The organism is Alcaligenes faecalis, from assembly GCF_041521385.1.
GTDB lineage: Bacteria > Pseudomonadota > Gammaproteobacteria > Burkholderiales > Burkholderiaceae_B > Alcaligenes > Alcaligenes faecalis_E.
This window is the reverse complement of the sequence record NZ_CP168006.1, coordinates 1,052,660-1,077,619: the sequence shown is the minus strand read 5'-3', so window position 1 is coordinate 1,077,619 and position 24,960 is coordinate 1,052,660. Positions and strand designations below refer to the sequence as shown.

Annotated in this window: 27 protein-coding genes; 18 read left to right on the top strand and 9 right to left on the bottom strand. The window is 56.6% G+C overall.

The window, feature by feature from the left end; genetic code table 11:
* Positions 1-26 precede the first annotated feature (26 nt).
* The gene (locus ACDI13_RS04930; RefSeq protein ID WP_316989161.1) at positions 27-485 is read left to right on the top strand and encodes a GNAT family N-acetyltransferase; all 459 of its coding nucleotides are present in this window, start codon (positions 27-29) and stop codon (positions 483-485) included.
* Positions 486-524: 39 nt separating this feature from the next.
* The gene (locus ACDI13_RS04925) at positions 525-1,130 is read left to right on the top strand and encodes a GyrI-like domain-containing protein (RefSeq protein WP_316989162.1); all 606 of its coding nucleotides are present in this window, start codon (positions 525-527) and stop codon (positions 1,128-1,130) included.
* Between the two features lie 88 nt (positions 1,131-1,218).
* Here the strand turns inward: ACDI13_RS04925 and htpX are convergent, their stop codons facing one another.
* Positions 1,219-2,100 carry a protease HtpX gene (gene htpX, locus ACDI13_RS04920; protein WP_316989163.1) on the bottom strand — a complete coding sequence of 294 codons (882 nt, stop codon included), beginning with the start codon at positions 2,098-2,100 and terminating at the stop codon, positions 1,219-1,221.
* Here htpX and ACDI13_RS04915 point away from each other — a divergent pair.
* The 12 genes from ACDI13_RS04915 to ACDI13_RS04860 all read left to right on the top strand — a co-directional run bounded on the left by ACDI13_RS04915 (position 2,099) and on the right by ACDI13_RS04860 (position 11,748).
* The gene (locus ACDI13_RS04915) at positions 2,099-2,257 is read left to right on the top strand and encodes a hypothetical protein (protein ID WP_372372812.1); all 159 of its coding nucleotides are present in this window, start codon (positions 2,099-2,101) and stop codon (positions 2,255-2,257) included. The genes htpX and ACDI13_RS04915 overlap by 2 nt on opposite strands.
* Before the next feature lie 89 nt (positions 2,258-2,346).
* Complete coding sequence (locus tag ACDI13_RS04910; protein WP_316989164.1) at positions 2,347-3,255, top strand: DMT family transporter; 909 nt, start codon at positions 2,347-2,349, stop codon at positions 3,253-3,255.
* Positions 3,248-4,099, top strand: coding sequence for a sulfurtransferase (locus ACDI13_RS04905; protein WP_372372809.1), 852 nt, complete (start codon positions 3,248-3,250; stop codon positions 4,097-4,099). Before ACDI13_RS04910 ends, ACDI13_RS04905 begins: the two co-directional genes overlap by 8 nt.
* Before the next feature lie 192 nt (positions 4,100-4,291).
* Positions 4,292-4,558, top strand: coding sequence for an exodeoxyribonuclease VII small subunit (xseB, locus tag ACDI13_RS04900; RefSeq protein ID WP_316989165.1), 267 nt, complete (start codon positions 4,292-4,294; stop codon positions 4,556-4,558).
* A gap of 1 nt (position 4,559) precedes the next feature.
* Positions 4,560-5,468 (top strand): farnesyl diphosphate synthase, encoded by a 909-nt coding sequence (locus ACDI13_RS04895; RefSeq protein WP_316989166.1) that lies wholly within the window; start codon positions 4,560-4,562, stop codon positions 5,466-5,468.
* Positions 5,469-5,581: 113 nt separating this feature from the next.
* Positions 5,582-7,447, top strand: coding sequence for a 1-deoxy-D-xylulose-5-phosphate synthase (dxs, locus tag ACDI13_RS04890; protein WP_316989167.1), 1,866 nt, complete (start codon positions 5,582-5,584; stop codon positions 7,445-7,447).
* Between the two features lie 149 nt (positions 7,448-7,596).
* Positions 7,597-8,400, top strand: coding sequence for a GTP cyclohydrolase FolE2 (gene folE2, locus ACDI13_RS04885; RefSeq protein WP_316989186.1), 804 nt, complete (start codon positions 7,597-7,599; stop codon positions 8,398-8,400).
* 143 nt (positions 8,401-8,543) lie between these two features.
* Positions 8,544-8,936 carry a 30S ribosomal protein S6 gene (gene rpsF, locus ACDI13_RS04880; RefSeq protein WP_316989168.1) on the top strand — a complete coding sequence of 131 codons (393 nt, stop codon included), beginning with the start codon at positions 8,544-8,546 and terminating at the stop codon, positions 8,934-8,936.
* 13 nt (positions 8,937-8,949) lie between these two features.
* Positions 8,950-9,267 (top strand): primosomal replication protein N, encoded by a 318-nt coding sequence (gene priB / locus ACDI13_RS04875; protein ID WP_316989169.1) that lies wholly within the window; start codon positions 8,950-8,952, stop codon positions 9,265-9,267.
* Between the two features lie 89 nt (positions 9,268-9,356).
* Positions 9,357-9,629: a 30S ribosomal protein S18 gene (gene rpsR / locus ACDI13_RS04870; protein ID WP_003802444.1), complete on the top strand. Its 273-nt coding sequence runs from the start codon at positions 9,357-9,359 to the stop codon at positions 9,627-9,629.
* Between the two features lie 18 nt (positions 9,630-9,647).
* Positions 9,648-10,103 (top strand): 50S ribosomal protein L9, encoded by a 456-nt coding sequence (gene rplI / locus ACDI13_RS04865; RefSeq protein ID WP_316989170.1) that lies wholly within the window; start codon positions 9,648-9,650, stop codon positions 10,101-10,103.
* 274 nt (positions 10,104-10,377) lie between these two features.
* Positions 10,378-11,748 carry a replicative DNA helicase gene (locus tag ACDI13_RS04860; RefSeq protein WP_009457570.1) on the top strand — a complete coding sequence of 457 codons (1,371 nt, stop codon included), beginning with the start codon at positions 10,378-10,380 and terminating at the stop codon, positions 11,746-11,748.
* Between the two features lie 236 nt (positions 11,749-11,984).
* Here ACDI13_RS04860 and ACDI13_RS04855 read toward each other — a convergent pair whose 3' ends face one another.
* The 5 genes from ACDI13_RS04855 to ACDI13_RS04835 all read right to left on the bottom strand — a co-directional run bounded on the left by ACDI13_RS04855 (position 11,985) and on the right by ACDI13_RS04835 (position 16,743).
* The gene (locus ACDI13_RS04855; protein ID WP_316989171.1) at positions 11,985-12,956 is read right to left on the bottom strand and encodes a bile acid:sodium symporter family protein; all 972 of its coding nucleotides are present in this window, start codon (positions 12,954-12,956) and stop codon (positions 11,985-11,987) included.
* A complete protein-coding gene (pdxA, locus tag ACDI13_RS04850; protein ID WP_316989172.1) occupies positions 12,953-13,945 on the bottom strand; it encodes a 4-hydroxythreonine-4-phosphate dehydrogenase PdxA in 993 nt (330 codons plus the stop codon). Before pdxA ends, ACDI13_RS04855 begins: the two co-directional genes overlap by 4 nt.
* 113 nt (positions 13,946-14,058) lie before the next feature.
* Entirely contained in the window at positions 14,059-15,783 is a 1,725-nt protein-coding gene (locus ACDI13_RS04845; RefSeq protein ID WP_316989173.1) for a PhoH family protein, read from the bottom strand.
* A gap of 52 nt (positions 15,784-15,835) precedes the next feature.
* A complete protein-coding gene (locus tag ACDI13_RS04840) occupies positions 15,836-16,303 on the bottom strand; it encodes a peroxiredoxin (RefSeq protein WP_316989174.1) in 468 nt (155 codons plus the stop codon).
* A complete protein-coding gene (locus tag ACDI13_RS04835) occupies positions 16,300-16,743 on the bottom strand; it encodes an Mth938-like domain-containing protein (RefSeq protein WP_316989175.1) in 444 nt (147 codons plus the stop codon). The genes ACDI13_RS04840 and ACDI13_RS04835 overlap by 4 nt, the downstream gene beginning before the upstream one ends.
* A 167-nt stretch (positions 16,744-16,910) precedes the next feature.
* Between ACDI13_RS04835 and alaC the strand changes: the two genes are divergently transcribed.
* The 4 genes from alaC (at position 16,911) to speG (ending at position 21,671) form a co-directional block, all read left to right on the top strand.
* Positions 16,911-18,098, top strand: a complete 1,188-nt coding sequence (gene alaC / locus ACDI13_RS04830) for an alanine transaminase (RefSeq protein WP_121738467.1) — start codon at positions 16,911-16,913, stop codon at positions 18,096-18,098.
* Complete coding sequence (locus ACDI13_RS04825) at positions 18,095-19,393, top strand: homoserine dehydrogenase (protein ID WP_316989176.1); 1,299 nt, start codon at positions 18,095-18,097, stop codon at positions 19,391-19,393. Before alaC ends, ACDI13_RS04825 begins: the two co-directional genes overlap by 4 nt.
* Complete coding sequence (thrC, locus tag ACDI13_RS04820) at positions 19,393-20,802, top strand: threonine synthase (RefSeq protein WP_316989177.1); 1,410 nt, start codon at positions 19,393-19,395, stop codon at positions 20,800-20,802. The genes ACDI13_RS04825 and thrC overlap by 1 nt, the downstream gene beginning before the upstream one ends.
* A 311-nt stretch (positions 20,803-21,113) precedes the next feature.
* Positions 21,114-21,671 (top strand): spermidine N1-acetyltransferase, encoded by a 558-nt coding sequence (speG, locus tag ACDI13_RS04815; RefSeq protein ID WP_094196017.1) that lies wholly within the window; start codon positions 21,114-21,116, stop codon positions 21,669-21,671.
* Between the two features lie 243 nt (positions 21,672-21,914).
* Here the strand turns inward: speG and hpnE are convergent, their stop codons facing one another.
* From hpnE to hpnC, 3 genes are read right to left on the bottom strand one after another with little or no spacing between them, the layout of a single operon-like run.
* A complete protein-coding gene (hpnE, locus tag ACDI13_RS04810) occupies positions 21,915-23,201 on the bottom strand; it encodes a hydroxysqualene dehydroxylase HpnE (RefSeq protein ID WP_316989178.1) in 1,287 nt (428 codons plus the stop codon).
* Entirely contained in the window at positions 23,198-24,061 is an 864-nt protein-coding gene (gene hpnD / locus ACDI13_RS04805; protein WP_316989179.1) for a presqualene diphosphate synthase HpnD, read from the bottom strand. The genes hpnE and hpnD overlap by 4 nt, the downstream gene beginning before the upstream one ends.
* Before the next feature lie 6 nt (positions 24,062-24,067).
* Positions 24,068-24,928: a squalene synthase HpnC gene (gene hpnC, locus ACDI13_RS04800; RefSeq protein WP_316989180.1), complete on the bottom strand. Its 861-nt coding sequence runs from the start codon at positions 24,926-24,928 to the stop codon at positions 24,068-24,070.
* Positions 24,929-24,960 lie beyond the last annotated feature (32 nt).

Genomic DNA, 24,960 nt, shown 5'->3' with positions numbered 1-24,960 from the left:
CTCGTTCTTTTTATTTGGAGTAGTGAATGAGCAAGACCGTCTTGCGTGCAGCCGTGCCTGACGATGCTCGTGAATGCCTGCGTATTCGAGGTCTGACTCGTGAGAATGCTTTTTCTGAGCAGGATCTGGCGGCTTTGGGCGTTACCGCCGAAAGCTGGGCCGCAGGTATCGAAGAGGAGAGCTGCCCCGGCTATGTTGCCCTGGTCGATGAACAGATGGCTGGCTATTGCTTTGGTGATCGCGAGAGCGGCGAGATCATGGTGCTGGCGTTGTTGCCCGAATATGAAAGCCTAGGTTTAGGCCGTCGTCTGTTGACACAGATGATGCAAGACTTGCAGGGGCGTGGTTTTACGCGCCTGTTCCTGGCCTGTAGTAGTGATCCTCAGGTGCGCTCTTATGGTTTCTATCGCTATTTGGGCTGGACCGAAAGCGGCCAGCGAGATGCGTTCGGTGACGATATTTTGGAGTATCACTTTCCTGATTAAGCATGGAGTTGTGTGAGACCCCTTATGGCTGAGGAAAACATGATTGATTTAAGCCAGGACGTCGAAACCCTGAAGATGTTGTATGCGCCTTTGCAGCACCATTTCCGGGTGCTGGACGTGCCGACTTTGCCCTTTGCTATTTTGGATGGCCACGGTGCGCCCGAGCCTGCGGCCGTGGGGGCTGCCATCAAGACCTTGCGGATGGCTATTGAGCCTATCCGTCGGGAGGCACGCCAGCGTATGGGCCGTGACTTTATGGAAGCGCCGGTTGAAATTCTGTACTGGGCCGATGATCCGAACGATCTGGAAGCAGGGCGGCGGGAAAACTGGCAATGGCGCGTGCAAATGACGCTGCCCGTGTGGGCTGACAGGGCGGGACTGGAGGGTGCGGTGGCTCAGATGCGTGCTCAGTTGGGGAATGCGCCGGTTCCTCGCTGGGAAGCCGTGACAGAGGGCAAATGCGTGCAGGTGATGCACGTAGGCTCCCAAGCGGATCTGTCGGCCTTGTTGTCGCAGCTCTATACCAAGTTCCTGCCACAGGAAGGGCTGGAGCCTTTAGGCGTGTACCACGAGATCTATCTGCATGACTGGAGCACGGTATCGTCGAGTCGGCACAAGATGATCGTCCGGCAGCCAATACGCTAAGTTCACGTTAAGGTATAAAAAACGCCCCAAAAGCACATTGGCTTTTGGGGCGTTTTATTGGGCAGTGCCGTTCAGGTTGTCTGTGCTCTTAGACCGACTGGGCGCTTTGCAAAGCCTGGATACGGGCCGCGATAGGGGGGTGAGATGCGAAGATTGCGCTGATGGAGCGACCACCTGAAATACCGGAGGCTTCAAAGTTCTTGGGCAGTTCGCCAGGAGCCATGCCACCCAGGCGGGCCAGAGCATGGATCATGGGCTGACGTGAACCCAGCAACTGGGCGGAGCCGGCATCGGCACGGTACTCACGTTGACGCGAGAACCAGGCCACGATGATGGAGGCCAATACGCCAAAAATCAGTTCAAACACAAAGACCGAGGCGTAGTAACCCATGCCTACGTCGCGATCATTGCGCAGCAGCACGCGGTCCACAAAGTAGCCGGCCAGACGGGCCAGGAAGATCACAAAGGTGTTCACCACGCCCTGGATCAAGGTCAGGGTGACCATATCGCCATTGGCAATGTGGGCAACCTCGTGACCGAGTACGGCCATGACTTCTTCTTCGGTCATGCCGCGCAGCAAGCCGGTGGACACGGCGACCAGCGCATCATTCTTGAACGCGCCGGTGGCAAAGGCATTGGGTTCTCCGTCGTAAATAGCCACTTCTGGGCGGCCAATACCGGCACGGTCGGCCAACTGGTGCACGGTATCCACCAGCCAGGCTTCTTCAGCATTGGCGGGGGCGTTCGGGTCAATGACGCGGGCGTTCACGCTTTGCTTGGCCATCCATTTGCTCATCAGCAAGGAAATGATGGCGCCGGTAAAACCGACCAAGGCCGAAAAAATCAGCAATTGAGTCAGGTCCAGACCTTGCGCGTTCAGGTAACGTCCCACACCCAAAATATTCATGGAGGCACTGAGCACCAGCATGACGGCCAAGTTGGTTATTAAGAAAAGGACAATTCGTTTCATGAATGCGGATTCCGGTATGACAGAAGAAATCGTGATCGCGAGAACACGATCTGCGCGAATTTTAGCCTTGATTCCAGGCGTGATAATAAAAGATTCAGCTTTTAGTCAGCTTTCAGGCAAGATAGTTTCTTGTGTTGTGGTTCTGACTGTTGTGTAAGTGGTCTAGACATGGGGTTACCGGGCCACTTTTACAAGGTCGGGAGTATAGTAATGCCTTTCCCTTATTACTGAATTTGGTTTGATCACATGCAGTCATTGTGGATGCTGGTAGCCTGCGCCATGTTTGCCATTATGGGGGCCTGTGTCAAAGTGTCCGCCGATGCCGGGGCGTCAATGGCACAAATCGTTTTGTTCCGGGGTGTCCCCTCGGTTCTTCTTTTGGTGTTCTGGGCAAAGAGCCGTGGCTTGCGGCTGGCTCCTCAAAGCTGGAAGCTGCATATTCGGCGTAATGTGTCCGGGGTCAGTTCCATGTGGCTGGGTTTTCTGGCTCTGGCGAATCTGCCCTTGTCGACTGCCGTCAGCCTGAACTACACCGCCCCCTTGTTCATTGCTTTCTGGATGCTGGCCTGGGGCGGCACTCAGCGTGATCCTGTGCGTCTGATTGCTGTGTTATTGGGGTTTATGGGGGTGATCGGCGTGCTGCGCCCCAGTATTACGCCAGACCAATGGTGGGCCGCCATGTTGGGGTTGTGCGCGGGTGCCTTGAGCGCAGTGGCCATGATGCAGGTGCGTGCGCTGGGACGTTCAGGCGAGCCTGAGTGGCGCACCGTGCTGCTGTTTTCCTGTTTTGTCGTCTGTTCCAGTCTGGTTGGTTTGCTGTGGGAAGGTTGGCGCGAACTGAGTTGGCGTGCCTGGCTATCCCTGTTGGGTGTAGGCTTATCGGGTTTGTTTGGGCAATTGACCATGACGCGTGCTTTTGGGCTGGGTTCGGCCTTGTTGACCGCCGCCTTGCAATACACCACCATTATTTTCGCCGCCCTGATTGGTATCGCTTTCTGGGGAGATGTGCCTGACTGGTTAGCCTGGGCAGGGATGGCATTGATTATCGGGTCTGGTCTGTTGTCAGCCTGGCGTACCTACAGCGAGGATCGTATCTTGCGAGGGCAGGCCACGGCAGCCGAACAGGCTCCCGTCAAGGAGGCAGAACGTGTTTGAATTTCTGATTAGCGCAGAACAGGTCCAGGTCAATCTGAATAATTCAGAATGGTTGATTCTGGATGTGCGCCATGATTTGGCCGATCATCAGGCAGGACGACGCGCCTATGAACAGGGACATATTCCTGGGGCGGTGTTTCTGGATCATGAGGTCGATCTGGCTGCACCCAAGACGGGGCTGAATGGCCGTCATCCTTTGCCCAGCCGTCAGGCGCTGGCTCAACTTTTGCAGCAAAATGGCTTGCGTGACGGCATGCAGGTCGTGGTCTACGATGCCCAGGGCTCCTTGTTTGCCAGTCATATGTGGTGGATGCTGCGCTGGTTGGGGCATCCTCAGGTCGCTATTCTGGACGGTGGCTGGCAGGCCTGGCAACAACTGGGCGGAGTCGAAGAAAGCGGTCCGGCCAAGCCAACCCCATCGGTGGCCGAATTGAGCGTGCTTGAACAGGCCGCCATGCCTACCGTGCAAACGGATCAGGTCCTGAAGAATCTGTCCAAACCTATTTTTACCGTGTTGGATGCGCGCGCTGCTGAACGCTATCGCGGTGATGTGGAACCGATGGACCCGGTCGCAGGTCATATCCCTGACGCGCTTAACCGTTCGCACCTGAATAATCTGGGTGAACAAGGGCGCTTCAAACCCGCCGAGCAGCTACGGCAGGAGTTTCAGGATTTGCTGGGGACGATTTCGGCAGAGATGGTTGTCCATCAGTGCGGTTCGGGTATTACAGCCTGTCACAATCTTTTTGCCATGGAATTGGCTGGGCTGCCTGGTTCCAGCATTTACCCCGGCTCCTGGAGTGAATGGGTCAGTGACGCCAGCCGACCTGTTGCGCGCAGCTAGTCAAAGGCAATGAACTTCTGTTGCTGAGAAAGCCGCCCTAAAGCGGCTTTTTTACTGTCAGGCGGCGCTAAGGCTCGGCATCCCGCCAAAAAGCGCCCTCTCGGGAGGCCCGCAAGCCGCAGGCTCCCGTACAATGCCACATCCAATTGGGCCCCAGTTAGTCTGGACGGCCCTCATTGATCAGGAATAATTATGGTTAAATCTCGCGATGATAATCAAAGTGCCCAGGAGCCAGAACAGCAGGATTTTGAGTCCGCTCTGGCACAGTTGGAGGCGCTGGTCGCTCGTATGGAAAGCGGAGCACTGCCGTTGGAGCAGGCTTTGCAGGCTTACGAACAGGGTGTGGAATTAGCCCAATTGTGTCAGCGCAAACTGGACCTTGCCCAAGAACAAGTCAGTGTATTGCAGGGCAATCTGCTGCGTCCCTTGTCGGGGGATGAGGCTGTTGGAGATAGTTAAGATGAGTTCTACCAGTTTTTCTGATTGGTTGCAGGCGCGGGTCGAGCAGACTGAGGCCGTGCTGGATCAGTCCTTGCCCCCTGTCAGCCAGGAACCGGCTCGTTTGCACGAAGCCATGCGCTATTCTGTGCTGGGTGGTGGCAAACGTGTGCGTGCGGCTTTGGTCTATGCTGCGGGCGAGGCCGCCCTGCAAGGCAAGCCCATGGCGGCGGCTCAACTGAAAGCATTGGAGCTGGCAGCGGCGGCAGTGGAGTTGATTCATGCCTACTCGCTGGTTCACGACGATTTGCCTTGCATGGACGACGACAAGTTGCGTCGTGGTCGCCCGACTACCCATGTTCAGTTTGATGAAGCTTGCGCCATGTTGGCGGGCGATGCCTTGCAGCCTTTGGCTTTCGAACTGTTGGCTCAAATGCCGATTGCCCCTGCCTTGATTGTGCAAGCCATTACCCAATTGGCTCAGGCTGCGGGCAGTGCTGGCATGGCTGGTGGCCAGGCGATTGATTGTGAAAGCGTGGGTATTGCCCTGGACCGCGATCAGTTGCAGGAAATGCACAGTATGAAAACCGGCGCGATGTTGCAGGCCAGCGTGTTGTTGGGCGGTATTGTGGCGGGTGCCTCATCGACTGTGCGTAATGGTTTGGAAGACTATGCCCAAGCCGTCGGTCTGGCTTTCCAGGTTGTGGACGACATTCTGGACGTAACAGCCGATACGGCCACACTGGGCAAGACCGCCGGTAAAGATGCGGCCGACAACAAGCCTACCTATGTTTCCATTCTGGGTATGGACGGATCGCGCGAATTGCTCGGTGCGCTGAACGAGCAGGCTCAGTTGGCTTTGCGCCCCTTGGGGCCGGCGGCTGCGCGCCTGATGCAACTGGCTGACTATATCGTGGGCCGCAATCATTAAGCGACGTGGGCCTGTGCTACTTTGGCACAGGCTGCGAAGCGTTTTACAATAGCCGATTGACGATTGTCTTTAGACAGCCGTTTCACTTATTTGCCCGGATAGACGTCTTTAGTATGACAACCGTTTCCCTAGAGCAGATTCAGTCTCCCGCCGACTTGCGTCAGCTTGATCAAAGCGATCTTCCCGAGCTGGCACGACAACTGCGCGAGTTTGTTCTGCAATCCGTATCCAAAACCGGTGGGCATTTGTCGTCCAATCTGGGCACGGTTGAATTGACCACTGCCTTGCACTACGTGTTCGAGACGCCCCACGACCGTATCGTGTGGGATGTGGGTCACCAGTCCTATCCGCACAAAATTCTGACTGGCCGGCGTGATCAGATGGGCAGTTTGCGTCAGCAAGATGGCATCTCCGGTTTTCCCAAGCGTTCCGAGTCCGAGTACGACGACTTTGGCACCGCGCACTCCTCGACCTCAATTTCTGCCGTATTGGGTATGGCCGTGGCCTCGCGCAATGCCGGAATCGAGCGTCAGCACATTGCTGTGATCGGTGATGGTGCGATGACCGCCGGTATGGCGTTTGAAGCCCTGAACAATGCAGGTGTCACCCCCGATGTGAATGTGCTGGTGGTGCTGAACGACAATGACATGTCGATCTCCCCGCCTGTGGGTGCCCTGAATCATTATCTGGCTCGTCTGATGTCGGGCCGGTTCTATGCCGCTGCCAAGAATGTGGGCCGTGCTGTTTTGCAGCATGTGCCGCCCGTTCTGGATCTGGCGCGCAAGTTTGAAGGCCACGCCAAGGGGATTCTGTCTCCGGCCACGCTGTTTGAAGAGCTGGGCTTTAACTACGTAGGCCCAATTGATGGCCACGATCTGGATGCGCTGGTCTCTACCTTGAGCAATCTGCGTGATCTGGGTGGTTTGCAATTCCTGCATGTGGTTACCCGTAAAGGGCAGGGCTACAAGCTGGCCGAAGCAGACCCGGTGCTCTACCACGGTCCTGGCAAGTTCGATCCCTCGGTGGGGCTGGTGAAGCCCACGACCAAGCCGCGCCCGACGTTTACGCAGATCTTCGGTCAGTGGCTGTGCGACATGGCCAAACAGGATCAGCGCCTATACGGTATTACCCCCGCCATGCGTGAAGGCAGTGGCATGGTGGAGTTTGAGCAGCAGTTTCCCCGTCGTTATTTTGATGTGGGCATTGCCGAGCAGCACGCTGTCACGTTTGCCGGCGGCTTGGCCTGTGAAGGACAAAAACCGGTTGTGGCGATTTACTCCACGTTTTTGCAGCGTGGCTACGATCAACTGATTCACGATGTGGCCCTGCAGAATCTGGATGTCACGTTTGCCTTGGACCGTGCCGGTATTGTGGGCGCAGACGGGGCAACGCATGCCGGTAATTACGACATTGCCTTTTTGCGCTGCATTCCGAACATGGTGGTTGCCACCCCTTCGGATGAGAACGAAACCCGCTTGTTGCTGACCTGTTGCTATCAGCACCCAGGACCCAGTTCGGTGCGCTATCCGCGCGGAGCCGGCATCGGTGCTGAAGTGGATCAGGCGCTCCATACCGTGCCGTTGGGCAAGGCCAATCTTCGCCGTCAGGGCAAGAGCCTGGCTATTCTGGCGTTCGGCCCCGTCTTGCACGAGGCCCTGAAAGCGGCCGAGGTTCTGGACGTTACCGTGGTCGACATGCGCTTTGTCAAACCGATGGACGAAGCCTTGCTGCAAGAGCTGGCACAAAGCCATCAGGCGTTTGTGACTGTGGAAGAGGGCTGTTTGATGGGGGGCGCAGGTAGCGCGGTACTAGAATTTGTCAGCCGTGCTGCGTTGGTGATGCCGGTGCTGCAACTGGGCTACCCCGACGAGTTCATTGACCACGGGGATCAGAAGAAAATAGCTCAGGATCTGGGTCTGGATGCGGCGGGCATCGAACGCTCGATTCGTGAGCGTTTCTCAAGTTTGTTTGAGGTGTAAGGCAATTGCGACGTATTTTAGGTATTGAATACCCCAATATGCGCGTTCTTCTTAAGGTTATCGAAGCTCGCTTGTGATAAGCGTAAGATAATCATTCATTATTGTTTTTATTTACGGTTGCGGCTCTGTCGTGGCTGAACCTGATGGATATGAATACAGTGTCGGAATCGCCTTTGGCCATGCCAGATGTGCAAAGCAGCATGGATACGCGCCGTGTTGCGATTCAGCGCGTGGGTGTGCGCGGGGTGCGGCATCCGATGATGCTGGATCTGCAAGGGCAGGCTGTGCCCACCGTGGCGCAATGGGAGTTGACGGTGGCTTTGCCTCCCGAAGAAAAAGGCACCCATATGTCGCGTTTTGTGGCTTTGCTGGAAGAGTATCGCCAGCAAGCCATGACACCTGCCGGTTTTGTGCAGATGGCCCAAAGCATGTTGCCCTTGCTTGGGGCCGGGCGTGGCGACATGACCGCTACTTTCCCCGTGTTCCTGGAAAAAGTGGCGCCCGTATCGGGGGTGGCCAGCCTGATGGATTACACCGTCAGTTGGACGGCACGTGTCGGTGTGGATACTCAGCCCGAATTTGAGTTATCTGTACTGGTCCCTGTCACCAGCTTGTGTCCATGCTCCAAGGCAATTTCAGAGTACGGCGCGCATAATCAACGCTCGCACGTCACGGTGCAGGCCGTGTTTGCTGATCCGGCTGCGCTGGATTTGCCCGCGCTGATCAAGTCAGTTGAGGAGCAGGCGTCCTGTCAGTTGTGGGGCTTGCTCAAGCGCACTGACGAAAAATACGTTACCGAATACGCCTACGACAATCCCAAATTTGTCGAAGATCTGGTGCGCGATGTGGCCGTTAGCGTGCGCAGCTTGCCCGGAGTGTTGCGTTATAGCATCGAAGCCGAGAATTTTGAGTCGATTCATAATCACTCTGCCTACGCGAGCGTGCAGGGCTAAGGCTTTTGGCTTGTCAGCCAGCCTTTCTTGGTGCTAGTATCTATGGTTTCTTGCTCGACCCGGATTGAATGGGCGGGCTGTCGCGCTTGGTGCCTGGCTGGTTTTACAGCAGGTAGTAGGCGATATCCACAAGGAGTTGTTCCATGCGTCACTACGAAGTAGTGTTCATTGTGCATCCCGATCAAAGCGAGCAAGTGCCCGCCATGATCGAGCGCTATTCGGCGATTGTTACTTCCGAAGGCGGTGCTATTCATCGTCTGGAAGACTGGGGCCGCCGTCAACTGGCTTACCCAATCCAGAAACTGGTCAAGGCTCACTACGTGTGCCTGAACATCGAATGCGGTCAGTCCACCCTGGACGAACTGGAGCATTCCTTCCGCTACAACGACGCTATCTTGCGTTACCTCGTCGCTGGCACGAAGAAAGCCCCTGAAGGCGCTTCGGTCATGATGAAGTCCGTCGAACGCGAAGAAGCACGTAAAGCAAGCACTGAGGCCAGCACTCCCGCAGCGGCTGAAGCTCAAGCTGAAGAGTAATAGCTCCGACTGCGTGAACCAGTACTCTCTTGCCGGTCAGCTTATCGACATCAAGCCCTTGCGTTATACGCCGGCGGGTGTCCCAGCTCTGGAATTGGTCCTGGAACACGAATCTTCCGTAATGGAAGCCGGTCACTCCCGGCAGATCGTGTTGACGATGCAGGTAGTGGCTCTGGGAAATAATGCATTGGGTCTGGCAGACACTCCTTTGGGAGCTCGTTTGCAACTACAAGGTTTTATTGCCCCCGCCCGTAAAGGCTCGACGCGACTGGTACTGCATGTACAGCACTATCAGCGTCACTTTCCAGGGCAAGGCTCTGTTACGGTTTGACTGGTCTGGCTCGATCGTCGCGAAGTGTTCAACACCTCGCTTCACACTGAATTCTTCCGGGTATAGCCCGGTTACTAACGAGGCACAAAATGGCTTTCCGTAGAGGCAAAGACAAAAAACGCAAATTTGCACAACAGAACCCACTGTTCAAGCGCCGCAAATTCTGCCGCTTCACCGTCGCTGGCGTTGAAGAAATTGATTACAAAGATCTGGACACCCTGCGTGATTTCATCCAGGAAAATGGCAAGATCATCCCTGCACGTTTGACGGGCACCAAAGCTCACTACCAGCGTCAGCTGGACACCGCTGTCAAGCGCGCTCGTTTCCTGGCTCTGTTGCCGTACACCGACAACCACAAATAATCCAGAGGAACCTTAGTCATGCAAGTTATTTTGCTCGAAAAAGTCGCCAACCTGGGTAATCTGGGTGACGTTGTGCGCGTACGTGATGGTTACGCCCGTAATTTCCTGCTGCCACGCAAAGTTGCTCGCCGTGCTACGGCTGCTGCTCTGCAGGAGTTCGAAGCACGCCGTGCCGAACTGGAAAAGCTGCAAGCTGAAAAGCTGGCCGCTGCTCAGGCTCAGAACGAAAAGCTGAACGGTCAAACTTTCACCCTGGTTCAAAAAGCCGGCGTGGATGGTCGTTTGTTTGGTTCCGTGACCACCATGGACATCGCCAATGCATTGCAAAATGCGGGCTTTGCTGACCTGGTCAAGACCCAGGTTCGTCTGCCCGACGGTCACCTGAAAGCCGTTGGCGAGTACCCCGTTCAGGTTGCTCTGCACCCTGACGTGACTGCTGAAATCAACGTTGTGGTTCAAGGCGACGTCGCCTAAGACGAGTGCGTTGACGCATGGTACATTCTTTCATGGAGTGTATCTGCCAAGCTCAAAAAAGCCGGTGCAAGCCGGCTTTTTTGTTTTCTCTTCGTTTTGTCCGAGGAGAGCCAGCACGCTTGCTGCGTGATTGTGCCGCCGCATTGGGTCCCGTCAACTCAATACCCTGTTGAGGCAGACTGTTCTGACCCCAGATATACATACTGTTCAAGTCCGCACAACGTATTCTGTTGGCTGCGGCATCGATTTTTTTCCTTGATTTGAAGGTATATGCATGGAAAGCAAGTCAGCCAAATCCGATTCAACGCTGGATTACCTTAGGGTCCCACCTCATTCCATTGAGGCGGAGCAGTCGGTACTCGGTGGCTTGTTGCTCGATAATGCCGCGTTTGACCGGGTGGCCGATATTGTCACCGACGAGGATTTTTATCGTTTTGATCACAAGCTGATCTGGCAACACATTACCCGCTTGATTGGCCTGGCCCGTCCTGCCGACGTGGTCACGGTCTTTGAGTCCTTGTCGGTTGCCGGCAAGCAAGAAGAGGTGGGTGGGCTGGCCTATTTGAATGCGCTGGCTCACAACACGCCATCGGCTGCTAACATTCGTCGCTACGCCGAAATCGTGCGCGAACGTTCCACGCTGCGCAAGCTGGTGACGGTCGCCGATGATATTTCCTCGGCCGCTTTTAACCCCCAGGGCAAGGAAGCCCGCCAGATTCTGGACGAGGCGGAGACCCGCGTGTTTCAGATTGCTCAGGAAGGGGCGCGAGGTTCGCAGGGTTTTCTGGAAATCCAGCCACTGTTGAGCCAGGTGGTGGAACGTATTGACGAGCTGTATCACCGCGAAGGCGACTCGGAAGTGACCGGGGTGCCAACAGGCTTTATAGACCTGGACAAGATGACCTCGGGCTTGCAGCCTGGTGACCTGGTGATTGTGGCGGGTCGTCCTTCCATGGGTAAAACTTCGTTCTCCATGAACATTGGCGAACACGTGGCGATTGCCCAGGGTTTGCCCGTTGCCGTGTTCTCCATGGAAATGGGCGCGGTGCAACTGGCCATGCGTATGGTGGGCTCGGTCGGTTTGCTGGACCAGCATCGCATGCGTACCGGCAAGCTGACCGCCGATGATTGGCCGCGCCTGACGCACGCGGTGCAGCAGGTGCAGGAAGCCCAGATTTACATTGATGAAACGCCCGGTCTGTCCTCCATGGAAGTGCGGGCGCGGGCTCGACGACTGGCACGGCAGTGTGGTCAGCTAGGCTTGATCATCATCGACTACTTGCAGCTGATGTCATCAAGCGGTGGCGAGAACCGGGCAACGGAAATTTCTGAGATCAGTCGTTCCTTGAAGGGTCTGGCCAAAGAGCTGAACTGCCCCTTGATCGCCTTGTCGCAGTTGAACCGAAGTCTGGAACAACGGCCCAACAAGCGCCCAGTGATGAGTGACTTGCGCGAATCCGGTGCTATTGAGCAGGATGCTGACTTGATCTTGTTTATTTACCGTGACGAGGTCTACAACCCGGACTCGCCCGATAAAGGCACGGCTGAAATTATTATTGGTAAACAGCGTAACGGTCCTATTGGTTCGGTTCGCTTGACCTTCGCCGGAGCCAGCACGCGCTTTCTGGATTACATGCCGAACTAAGAAGGCACAGTGCGTGTTTTTATGCTCAAGCGTATGAGTCTGTTGGCCAGCGATCAGGATAAAAAAGAGGCATACCTGGGTACGCCTCTTTTTTTATTAATGGTGACTCGTCCTGAATTTGCTTAACACCTACGGTAGGACGGATCATTGCAGCAGGACTCACGATCAGGCTAGAGGCGTTTGCCTATCGTCGCTTAGTCAACATGGGTCGTCACGCAAGGCTGTTCGCCGTTCTCTTATCGCTCGCTCTGAGCAGCTAGTCTTTTCGCCAGCCACGCGCAGACCAGTAATTGCCACTGGTGAAACAACATGATTGGCAAGATGATGGGCCCCACCATGGCGCTGGGAAAAATGACGTTGGCAATCGGGATGCCGCTGCTCAGGCTTTTATTGGAACCACACATCAGCAGGCTGACACGGTCTTCAAAGGAAAAGCCCAGCCAACGCCCCAGATTCCAGGCCAGCACTTGTGCCAGGGTCAGCAGAACGGCGTTGGACAGCACAATCAGCCCCAAGGCGCTGAGTGGGGTAGAGGACCACAGACCACCCACCACCGCGCCTGAAAAAGCGGTATACACCACCAGCAGAATGGAGCCTTGGTCCACGACTTTTAGCATTTGCTGGCGTTTCATGACCCAGGTGTCAATCACGGGACGCAGTAAATGCCCAAAGACAAAGGGGAAAAACAGTTGCAGCATGATTTTTCCCACCGCCTCCAGCGACACGGTGGCCTGGGCGCTGGTCGCACCTGCCAGCATAATGCCGACCAGCAGGGGCGTGATGAACACGCCCAGCAAGGTAGAGGCAGAGGCGCTGCATATTGAAACTGGTACGTTGCCGCGCGCCATGGCTGTCAGCGCCACCGCAGACTGCACGGTGCTGGGCAGGCAAGCCAGAAACAGAACTCCCAGGTACAGATTGTCGGTTAGCCAGGGGCGTAGCACAGCAGCCACTCCACTGCCCAGGATGGGGAAGAGCAGAAAGGTGACCGACAGAATCAGCAGGTGCAAACGCCAGTGGGACAAGCCACCCCAGATGGCTTCGCGTGACAGTCGGGCGCCATGCAAAAAGAACAGCAGGGCAATCGCGATCTGTGTGATGTGTTGAAACAGCGGCACGCCCCAACCTTGGGCGGGCAGCAGACTGGCAAGCGCAACCGTGGCAAACAACTTCAGCAAAAACGGGTCAATCGGTAAACGCTTGATCATGCTTGATGTGCGCTCATGGAAAGCGCCATACGGTAGGCATAGCCCAGGGAGGAGGCATCAGCCTTGCCCTGTCCGGCAATGTCGTACGCGGTGCCGTGGTCAACACTGGTGCGGATAAAGGGCAGGCCCACGGTCACGTTCACGCCCTCGTCCAGCCCCAGCAGCTTGATGGGAATCAGCCCCTGGTCATGGTACTGGGCTACCACAATATCGAACTCTCCTTGGCGAGCCCGCATGAAAATCGTATCGCCGGGCCAGGGACCGCTGGCCTGGATACCTTCCGCGCAGGCTTGTTCTATGGCGGGGCTGATCTGCTCCATATCCTCAGAACCGAATTTGCCGCCTTCACCCGCGTGGGGGTTCAGGCCCGCAACGGCCACACGGGGCTTGGCGATCCCGGCCTGAGTGCAGGCCAGTTGTGCCAGTCGTATGGTTTGCAGCACGCGTTCCTTCGTAATCAGGGAGGGCACACGGGCCAGCGGCTCGTGAATGGTGACCAGAATGGAGCGCAAATGCTCGTTGGCCAGCATCATGGCGTAGTGCTCGGTATGGCTGCGTTCGGCCAGAATTTCGGTATGGCCGGGGGCATCAATACCGCCTTTCTGCATGGCTAGTTTGTTCAGCGGGGCAGTGACGATGGCGCGGATCAGGCCGGCCTGAGCATCATCAATGGCGTGGCACAGGTATTCGTAGGCACCGCGTCCAGCCAGGGCGTGAACTTCACCATAGGGCAGATCTTCGGGCAGGGCTTGCCAGCGATTCAGTACCGCAATCACCCCTTTGGGCGTACAAACAGGCTGCTCCACTTCCTCGATGTGCCAATCCTGATTGGCTCCAATGAGTGTCAGGGCACGGCGCATCGCGCCCGCATCGCCATAAACCACGGCGGGGTGGGGTAAGCCGTCAACAATCAGGCGGGCAATGATTTCCGGGCCTATGCCAGCGGCATCGCCCATGGTAAGCCCGATGGGCTGTGCAGTACGTTTCATAGCAGTCATTCATCCCCCACGTGGCGTCTTTGCTGTGCTTGTTGGCCTTGATGCAGCCAGGTGGTAAAAAAAAACCGGGTCCAAGACCCGGTTTGAGTGTGTAGTGATTCGGTTTAGAGTGCGTCGCTGGCGTAATCAGCCAGACGGGAACGCTCCCCACGTTGCAAGGTAATGTGGCCTGCATGCGGCCAGCCTTTGAATCGGTCTACTACGTAGGTCAGCCCCGAACTGCCCTCGGTCAGGTAGGGCGTGTCGATCTGGGCAATATTGCCCAGGCAGACAATTTTAGTTCCTGGGCCGGCGCGCGTCACCAGTGTTTTCATCTGCTTGGGCGTCAGGTTTTGCGCCTCGTCGATGATCAGGAACTTGTTCATGAAGGTACGGCCACGCATGAAGCTCAAGGATTTGACCTTGATCTTGGAGCGCACCAGTTCCATGGTGGAGTTGCGTGGAGCTTCGCTGCCTTGAGGATTGCTCAGGTTGCCGGAGGACTTGCCCGTGCCCAGGTGCAGGACTTCCAGATTGTCTTCCAGTGCCCCCATCCAAGGCTGCATTTTTTCTTCCTCGGTACCCGGCAGGAAGCCGATGTCATCCCCGACGGGCACGGTGGCCCGGGTAATGATGATCTCGTTGTAGCGTTTGGTCTCCAGTGTTTGGGTCAGCGCACTGGCCAGGGCCAGCAGCGTTTTACCCGTACCGGCATGACCGAGCAGGGAGACGAAGTCAAAATCCGGGTTCATCAACAGATTCAGGGCAAAGTTCTGTTCGCGGTTGCGAGCGGTAATGCCCCAGACGTTGTTCTTGCCATGGCTGTAATCACGCAAGGTGGCCAGTACTGCGGTATTGCCAGCCGTTTCGCGTACCTGGGCATACAAGGGATCGTCGCCTTCGATAAACACGAACTGGTTGACCATGAACTGGCTGCATAGTGGGCCGCTGACACGGTAGAAGGTGGTGCCCCCCTGCTGCCAGGACTCCATGTTCTTGCCGTGTTTGTTCCAGAAATTATCTGGCAAGGGCATGACACCGTCATACAGTAAATCGGAGTCATCCAGAACGTGGTCGTGGAGGTAGTCCTCTGCCAGCAGGCCCAGTGCCTTGGCTTTGAGGCGCATATTGATGTCTTTGGACACCAGGACCACCTCGCGCTTGGGCATGCTCTGGGCCAGGGCATTGACCACGGCCAAAATGGCATTGTCTGCCTTGCCTAGCGGCAACTGGATAGGCAGGTTGGTATCCAGGGCGCTGGTCTGGAAGGTGACAGCGCCACGCGCTTCTGTATTACCAATGCCATCCAGATTGATGGGTTTGTCCAGGCCATGATCGCCCACCAGGCCTTCCAGGGAACGGCTGACCTGGCGCGCATTGCGAGCTACCTCTGACAGGCCCTTTTTCTGGTGATCCAGCTCTTCGAGCACCATCATGGGCAGGAAGATGTCGTGCTCTTCAAACTTGAAGAGCGAATTGGAGTCATGCAGCAAGACGTTGGTATCGAGCACAAACAGTTTGCGCTGGGTGGGGGCCAGACGAGTGCGTTTGCCCGATGTGCTGGTAGTGGGTTTGGGCTGCTGGGCTGGGCTGGCAGCGGCTTTTTTGTTTGGAGCTGGCTTGGCGGAGCTGGCGGGAGCAGGTTTGGCCGCCGGGGCCGCAGGCGCTGTTTTGACAGGCGCTGTCTTTTTTGCGCGTGGCTCAACAGCGGGTTTGCTGGCTGGAGCGTTGGGGCGGGCGGGAGGCGCTTCGTCTTCGTCGAGTGGTACGGGTGGATCGGCAAGGATGACACTGTCATCTTTTTCGCTAAGCAGGGTTCCCAGCTTGGTGGGTAACGTTGGTAGCGGCATATAACACGTACTCCTGGTTGTGTGCCGACCCGCAGGCCGGCACGGTAAGGTTTCAGGCGGCTTGTTGGGCAGCCTGTAATACAGCCTGGACGTGGCCGGGCACTTTGATGCCACGCCATTCTTGAATCAACACACCTTGGGCGTCGATCAAAAAGGTGCTGCGCTCGATGCCACGTACCTGTTTACCGTACATGTTTTTCATTTTCATGACCCCAAACAGTTCGCACAAGTGCTCGTCGGTGTCAGCAAGCAAAGGGAAAGTCAGGGCTTGCTTGTCGATAAAACGCTCGTGCGAACTGAGCGAGTCACGTGAAACACCAATGATTTGTGCGCCTGCAGCCTGGAATTCGGGAAGGGCATCGCGGAAATTCTGGGATTCGGTGGTGCAGCCTGGCGTGTTGTCCTTGGGGTAAAAGTACAACACTGTCATTTTTCCTTTCAGGTCAGCCGCGCTGAACTCGCCCTGGGTAGAGGGCACGGAGAAGTCGGGGATAGGGGCACCAATTTGTACGGCAGTCATGCTTGTTCCTGTATCAGTAAGGCCGCGACGACTTTGCGGCCTTCGGCCATAAGGATATTGTAGGTTCTGGCGGCGGCCTGGGTATCCATGATTTCCACACCTATGCCCCACTGCAGCATTTCCTGCGTGACAGCCGGGTGCAAAAAGTGCTGGCGCTGGCCAGTACCAATCAAAATCAGTTCGGGGGCGTTGTCCGGGCGCGCCGGCGGGGCGTCGTCCAGAAAGGCCATGGGGTCTTGCTTGACCGATTCCAGTCCAGCAATCCGACGCAGCAATGCGGCTGTCAGTTCGGATGCGCTTTGAATGGCCAGGTCCTGAACCGGACCTTCGGGGCTAAAGAAGATGGAATGATCGTGGTTTTGAAAGTTGATCGCCACATAGTCCTCACCGTAAGCGGTGATGGCATTCATGGCTGGATTGTGTTCGCGTTGCAGTTGCACGATGAGTCTCTCCGGTTTTCAGCTATCGATGATAGCGCAAAGCGCCAGCGACAATGCGGCACCTGATCTGTGTGCAGTGATTCTCAGTCAGTCAATCATGGATTAAACTCTTTGATTCACTTTTACCTTTTGGTCTGGGTCTTCGCGTTTTCTCATTAAGGAATACCATGATTCGCTTTCCGCGCATCGAGCGTTTGCCGCCTTACGTGTTCAATATTACTGGCGAGTTGAAAATGGCCGCCCGCCGTCGTGGCGAGGACATTATTGATATGTCCATGGGGAACCCGGACGGCGCGACACCGGCGCACATCGTGGAAAAGCTGGTCGAGGCGGCTACCCGCCCTGACACGCATGGTTATTCTGTCTCCAAAGGTATCCCGCGTTTGCGCCGAGCCGTGACCAATTGGTACGAGCGCCGCTACAATGTGCACTTGGATCCGGATAGTGAAGCAATCGTTACCATCGGTTCCAAAGAAGGTCTGGCCCACTTGATGCTGGCAACGCTGGACAAGGGCGATACCGTGCTGGTGCCCAATCCCAGTTATCCGATTCATATCTATGGTGCCGTCATTGCCGGCGCGAATATCCGTTCGGTGCCCATGGTCCCAGGCGTGGACTTTTTCGAGGAAATCGAGAAAGCCGTGCGGGAGTCCATCCCCAAGCCCAAAATGATGATTCTGGGTTTTCCCAGCAATCCGACAGCCCAGTGCGTGGAACTGTCCTTTTTTGAGCGTATTGTGGCGCTGGCGCGCGAGCACAATATTCTGGTGGTACACGATCTGGCCTATGCCGACATTACCTTTGACGGCTATGTGGCCCCCTCCATCATGCAAGTGGAAGGCGCGCGCGATGTCGCCGTTGAGTTTTTCACCATGAGCAAAAGCTACAATATGGCCGGCTGGCGTATTGGTTTTATGGTGGGCAACGAGTCACTGGTCAATGCTCTGGCGCGTATCAAGAGTTATCACGACTACGGTACCTTCACACCGATTCAGGTGGCCGCCATTGCGGCGCTGGAGGGACCACAAGATTGTGTCAAGGAGGTGGTGGAGCAGTACCGCCGCCGCCGTGACGTATTGGCCAAGGGCCTGCATGAAGCAGGCTGGATGGTCGATGTCCCCAAGGCATCAATGTATATCTGGGCCAAGATTCCCGAGTTCTACAAGGACATCGGTTCGCTGGAGTTTGCCAAACGCTTACTGAGCGATGCCAAAGTAGCCGTATCCCCCGGCATCGGCTTTGGTGAGTATGGCGACAACTATGTGCGCTTTGCGCTGATCGAAAACGAGCAACGTACCCGTCAGGCGGTACGCGGCATCAAAGAAATGTTCCGTAAGGACGGATTTGTTCAATGAGTCCTATCAAAGTAGGTTTGCTGGGTTTGGGTGTGGTTGGCAGCGGCACCTGGAACGTATTGAAACGCAATGCAGATGAAATCGCTCGCCGCGCCGGTCGCCGTATTGAGGTGGTCGCTATTGCGGTGCGTGATCTGGAAAAGGCACGCGCGCTGGTGGGGGACGACGTCACCTTGACCACGGACGGCATGGACGTGGTGCGCAACCCCGAGATCGATATTGTGGTCGAGCTGGTGGGGGGCGACACCTTGGCACGCGAATGGGTCATGGAAGCCATTGCCCAGGGCAAGCACGTGGTCACCGCCAACAAGGCGCTGCTGGCCAAGCATGGCAACGAGATTTTTGCCGCTGCTCACGAGCGCAGTGTCATGGTGGCGTTTGAAGCTGCTGTGGCCGGTGGTATTCCTATCATCAAGGCAATTCGCGAAGGCCTGACGGCCAACCGTATTCAGTGGCTGGCCGGCATTATCAACGGCACCACCAACTACATCCTGTCCGAAATGCGCAACCGTGGCGTCAGCTTTGCGCAAGCCCTGGCCGATGCCCAGCGTCTGGGTTACGCCGAAGCTGACCCCACTTTCGACATTGAAGGTGTGGACGCGGCGCACAAGCTGAGCCTGCTGGCCTCCCTGGCCTTCGGTATCCCGGTGCAGTTCAGCAAGGCCCACGTGGAAGGCATTACCAGTCTGGCACTGGAAGATCTGCAACATGCTCAGCGCCTGGGCTACAACATCAAGCTGCTGGGTATCACCCGCGCCCGTGAAGAAGGTATTGAACTGCGCGTACACCCCACACTGGTTCCGCTGCAAAGCATGCTGGCCAATGTGCAAGGTGCCATGAACGCGGTACTGGTGCATGGCGATGCCGTGGGCCAGACTGTGTACTACGGCGCCGGTGCCGGTGCCTTGCCAACCGCGTCGGCGGTGGTGGCCGATCTGGTGGACGTGACCCGTCTGCAAACCGCAGAACCCGAACATCGCGTGCCTTACCTGGCCTTCCAGCACAACGCCATGTCCGATACACCCATCCTGCCTATGGATGAAGTGGTGTCCTCGTACTACCTGCGCTTGCGTGTGGACGACCGCCCTGGCGTGCTGGCTGATGTGGCCCGTATTCTGGCGCAAGCTTCGATCTCGATTGGTTCCATGTTCCAGGAACCGGCTGGCGAACAGGCCGATATCATCTTTCTGACGCATGAAGCGCGTGAAGGTGCGATCAATGGCGCGATCAGCCAGATTCAGAATCTGCCTTTTGTTCAGTCTGCCGTGACCCGTTTGCGCGTGGAGAACCTGTAATGAATTACATCTCTACCCGTGGTGGCATGAAGGCCCAGCCATTCTCGGACATCCTGCTGGAAGGCTTGGCCCCGGATGGTGGTCTGGCCATGCCAGAGAGCTACCCTCAAGTCAGTGCAGAAACGCTGGAATCCTGGCGTGCCCTGAGCTACCCCGAACTGGCTGCCAAAGTGCTGGGCCTGTTTGTCACCGATATTCCGGCTGATGAACTGTCCGCCTTGACGGCACGTGCTTACGCACCCGGCGTGTTCGACAGCGAGCAGGTGGTTCCCGTCAAGGAACTGGAACCCGGCTTCTCCTTGCTGGGCTTGTCCCAAGGCCCCACTCTGGCTTTTAAAGACATGGCGATGCAGTTCCTGGGCCAGGTTTTCGAATACGTGCTGACACAGCGCAACAGCACTCTGAACATTGTGGGCGCCACGTCCGGCGACACGGGTTCGGCGGCTGAATACGCCTTGCGCGGCAAGCGTGGCGTCAGCGTGTTCATGCTCTCGCCTTACGGCCGCATGAGTGCTTTCCAACGCGCCCAGATGTACTCCTTGCAAGACGACAACATCCACAACCTGTCGGTAAAGGGCGTGTTTGATGATTGCCAGGATATCGTCAAGGCTTTGGCGGGCGATTTGGAATTCAAGTCCAAATGGCATCTGGGTGCCGTGAACTCCATTAACTGGGCACGGATTTCGGCTCAGGTGGTGTACTACTTCTGGGGCTGGTTGCGCAGCACGAGCCAGGCCGGTCAAACGGTCTCGTTTGCTGTTCCTTCGGGCAACTTTGGCAATATTCTGTCGGGTCACATTGCTCGCCAGATGGGTCTGCCTATCGCCAAGCTGGTTCTGGCCACTAACGAAAACAACGTGCTGGAAGAATTCTTCCGCACTGGTATTTATCGTCCCCGTGGTTCCGAGCAGACTTACGCCACGTCCAGCCCGTCCATGGATATTTCCCGTGCCTCCAACTTCGAGCGCTTTGTGTTTGATCTGCTGGGCCGTGATGGCAGCAAGGTCAAGGCATTGTGGGAGCAGTTGGCTAAAGAAGGCCAGTTCGACCTGAGCGAGTATCTGCCACGCTTCCAGGAAGAGTTCGGCTTTGTAGCTGGCGCCAGCTCGCACCAGGATCGTCTGAACACGATTGCCCAGGTGAACACGCAGTACCAGACTCTGATCGACCCGCACACGGCAGACGCCGTCAAGGTGGCTCAGAATTTCCGCGAAGAAGGCATCCCCATGCTGGTGCTGGAAACCGCGCTGCCAGCCAAGTTCTCCGAGACGATCGAAGAAGCGATTGGTCAGCCCGCTCCGGTGCCTGCGCACCTGGCCGGTCTGGCAGATTTGCCACAGAAAGTGGTGGTGATGGATTCGGATGTAGCCCAAGTACGTCGCTATATCGAGGAACACGCCCCAACCTGATGCCCGCTACCTGCGCTGGCTCTGTGCTGGCGCAGCCATGGCGGCCAGGTAGTTGTTTCAAACCCCGATTTTGATATTCCTGCTGGCCTGACTGATGTTCAGTTTGCTATGCAGGAAAGCAGAAATCGGGGTTTTTGCGTTTTTGGCCGGTTTTGCTGCAAGACTGGCAGGGCTGCGGTTTCGCAGCCAACTGAACTTTTTCTATCAGGTCTTCATCAAAAACACACGATATGCGGGCATGATGTCTATGGCCTTTGGTATAGGCAGATAGGCGGCTCGTCTATCGACCATAGAGAAAGGATAGAAAAGCCATGAGTAAAACGACTCACGTAAAATTACGCCCCCTGGAGCGCGAGGACCTGCGCTTTGTGCATTTGCTGGACAATAACGCCAGCGTGATGCGCTATTGGTTCGAGGAACCTTACGAAACCTATGGCGAGCTGGCGGCTCTGTACGATGAGCACATTCATGATCAGCGTGAACGTCGTTTTGTGGTGGAGTGGGAAGGACAGCCGTCCGGTGTGGTGGAGCTGGTGGAAATTGATTATGTACACCGCCGGGCAGAGTTCCAGATCATTATTGCGCCGGAGTTCCAGGGCAAGGGTATTGCCTCGCGGGCGACCAAGCTGGCTATCGAATACGGCTTTGGGGTGTTGAACCTGTACAAGATCGTGCTGATTGTGGACAAGGAAAACCACAAGGCCATCCACATTTATCAGAAGTTTGGTTTTCAGGTCGAAGGTGAGCTCAAGCACGAGTTCTTCATTAATGGCCAGTATCGGGATGTGGTGCGCATGCGTTTGTTCCAGGCGGACTTTCTGGCGGCCAACAAGCCCGCTCAGACTTTGCTGACGCCCTTGGCGCAATAGTGCCTGGTCTCGAGAGAAAAAAGGCGGTAGCAGTAACCGCCAAAACAACCAAGATAAACGCTACAGCTAGTGGTGCAAAAGGTTCATTGCGAAATGACGTGGAACCAAATAAAAACGACAAGCAGAAAGCGAAGTCAAGGAAGGACAAAGCCTGCATCCATGTATGAATTAAGCAGGCTCGTCGCGGGAAAAAGCAGATGCCTGACACAGGTTTTACGGCTTTTATCCGTGTCGACTGGGTACTTACAGATGCGCCGCTTTCAGACCGCTGCGTACTGCCCCTTCCAGCACGCCAGGGTAGCCGGTATCAGTCCAGTCGCCTGCCAGACGAATGGCAGACCAAGGTGTCTTTACCGAAGGACGACGCAAGCCTGGAATGGCTGCGAAAGTGGCCCGCTTTTCGATAATCAGCTCGCTGGCGCGTACGGCTGGCATGGCTTTCAGATGCTGGGTTTGAGTGCGCACCTGCTCGATAATGGCGGCAATGGCCTGCTCCCGATCCTGGGCTTGCAAACGTACCGCGTCGCTGATGACAATCCCTACCAGCGTTTCACCGCTGCCCGGTTTCAGCGCGCTGTGGTCAAACAGCCATTGCCCGCCGCTGCCGCTGCTATCGTCCAGCATCAGCATGGCGTGGGGCAGCTTCCAGGCTTGCTCCAGTTCCAGATACAGGGTGGCGATAGGGATATAGCTGAATGCCTCCAGATCCGCCAGCAACTGTTCGCTGGCCGGGCTGCTTGGCAGGCTGTGCAGCAAGCGCGCCGCTTGTACAGGTGGGCAAGCCACAATGGTGGCATCAAATTGCAGGCCATCGATCAGCACTCCCGACTCCGTCAACTCCAGCCTTTGCACCCGGTGGCCTAGTTGTAGCTGAATATCGCGCAGGGCGGATTCACACCAGAGCTGGCTTAAGTCTGTCAACGGGATCAAGGTTTGGCTGGCTTGTCGGGGACCGCCCAGGCTATCGCGCAGGACATGGGCAAACAACTGGGCGCAGGCTTGCTCAATGGGGGTGTTCATGGCGGCCACGCACAGCGGTTGCCAGAACAAGCGGATGACATGGCTGTCTTGTTGGTGTTGCTTCAGAAGCTGCAACACCGTCAGACCGGCTGGCGTGTGCCATTGCTGTTTCATCAGCCAGAGGCAAAAACGTGCCAGCTTGATTTTTTGGGACCCGCTCAGACCTTGGGCACTCAGTAGGCCAGTTAATAAATGGAAGGGGGCGGGCAGGGGGCGATTGCGTAGGCGAAAACTCCCGTCGGCCGAGATGATGTCCAGATCCTTGCGTTCCAGACGGGAGGTTTCGTTCAGCCCAATTTCCCCCATCAAACCCAGAATGACGGAATAGGCGCCCAGCATGATGTGCTGGCCGTTATCGGTATCACGCCCCAGATTGGGACTGTGGATGCGGCGGGCACGCCCGCCTATATGACGCGAGGCTTCAAAGACGCTGACCTGATGGCCTTGGGTCTTCAGCCGCCAGGCGGCAGCACAGCCTGCCCAGCCCGCCCCAATCACGGCGACTTTCATCGGCCTAATTTGCGCTGTAAGCGACGGCCGCCCGATACCCAGGTTTTCCAGGCAAGCCAGAACTTGCGAATGGGGGTCAGCGAAATACGCTGTTCCAGCACATGCCAGCGATCATTGGCAATTTCCACCAGTAAAGCGTGATAGATGGCCGCCATCAACAGGCCAGGGCGTTGTGCCCGGCGATCAACAGCGGGCAGGGCACGCATGGCCTGGCGGTACAGATCCTGGGCGCGTTCGGTTTGAAAGGCCATCAAGGCCTCGAAACGCTCCGAGTGCTGCTGGTCCAGAATCTCGTGTGGCGACACGCCAAACTGGTCCAGGTCCTCTTGGGGCAAGTAGATGCGACCACGACGGGCGTCATCACCCACATCGCGGATGATATTGGTCAGTTGAAAAGCCAGGCCCAGTTTTTGGGCATAGTCGCTGGTCTGTTCCTGCGTCTGGCCAAAAATGCGCGCCGACAGCAAACCTACGACACCAGCAGCGTGCCAACAGTAACGCTGCAATTCGCTCCAGCTTGGGTAGCGCACCTGATCCAGATCCATCTCCATGCCGTCAATCACGGCCAGCAGCTCGTCCTGGGGCAAGTCGAACGCCTTGACATGAGGGGCCAGAGCCTGCATGACCGGATGGTGGGCACGGCCCTCATACAGATCAGCTACTTGCGTGCGCCACCACACCAGCTTCATGCGGGCCACCGATTCCTCGTGAACTTCGTCCACCACATCGTCTACCTCGCGGCAAAACGCATACAGTGCCGTAATGGCGCGACGACGTTCAGGCGGGAGAAACAAAAAGGCGTAGTAGAAGCTGGAGCCGCTTTGGGCTGCCTTGTTCTGACAATACTCGTCTGGGCTCATGGACGTTCAGGGTCGGTAAGAGGTACGGCTCAGGCCGCGGGTGATCAGGCGTAGCCAGTCCAGGCGGGACAGGGTGGGGCGGTGGCTGAAGACATCAAACTTTACCGCTTCCAGGCGTTCCAGAATACGCAGGCCGCCCAGCACCATCATTTTCAATTCCAGACTGATGCGCCCGGACAGGTGGGAGGACAGCAGCAGTCCGGCTTGCAGGCGCTGACGGGCATCGGTGACCAGCAGTTGCATCATTTCCTGCCAGCGTGCGTCGGCCTCGGGTTGACGCAGAAGCTGGGTGCGGGCCTGGATGTAATCGTCATCCAGATCATATTGGGCCAGCAGGTCTTGCGGGATATAGACACGGTTCTTGTGCCAGTCCAGCGCCACGTCCTGCCAGAAATTAACCAGTTGCAGCCCTGTACAGGTGGAGTCGGCCATCTCGACCAGCTCCGGACTGTGGGCTTGATACAGATGCAGCATCAAGCGGCCAACCGGGTTGGCCGAGCGGGTACAGTAATCCAGCACCTGCGCCATATCGCTATACCGATGGGTGGTGACATCCTGGCGAAACGCAGACAACAGGTCCAGAAAAGGCTTGAGCGGCAACTGGAAATTGCTGATGCTGCTGGCCAGCGGGATAAAAATCTCGCTGTGCGGGGTATCAGCCAGGACGGGCTGGTGATATTGCAGTTGTTCTATTCCGGCCTCGAATTGGGCCAGCAGTTCCAGGCGCTCGGCGGCGCTCAAATCGCCTTCATCGGCAATGTCGTCGGCGCTGCGGGCAAAACGATAAATATCGGTGACTGGTCGGCGTAGCCGACGAGGCAGCAGCACAGAGGCGACAGGGAAGTTTTCATAGTGCTCGATAGACATAGTCCGCCAGTATACGGCTTTCGTTTCCACTA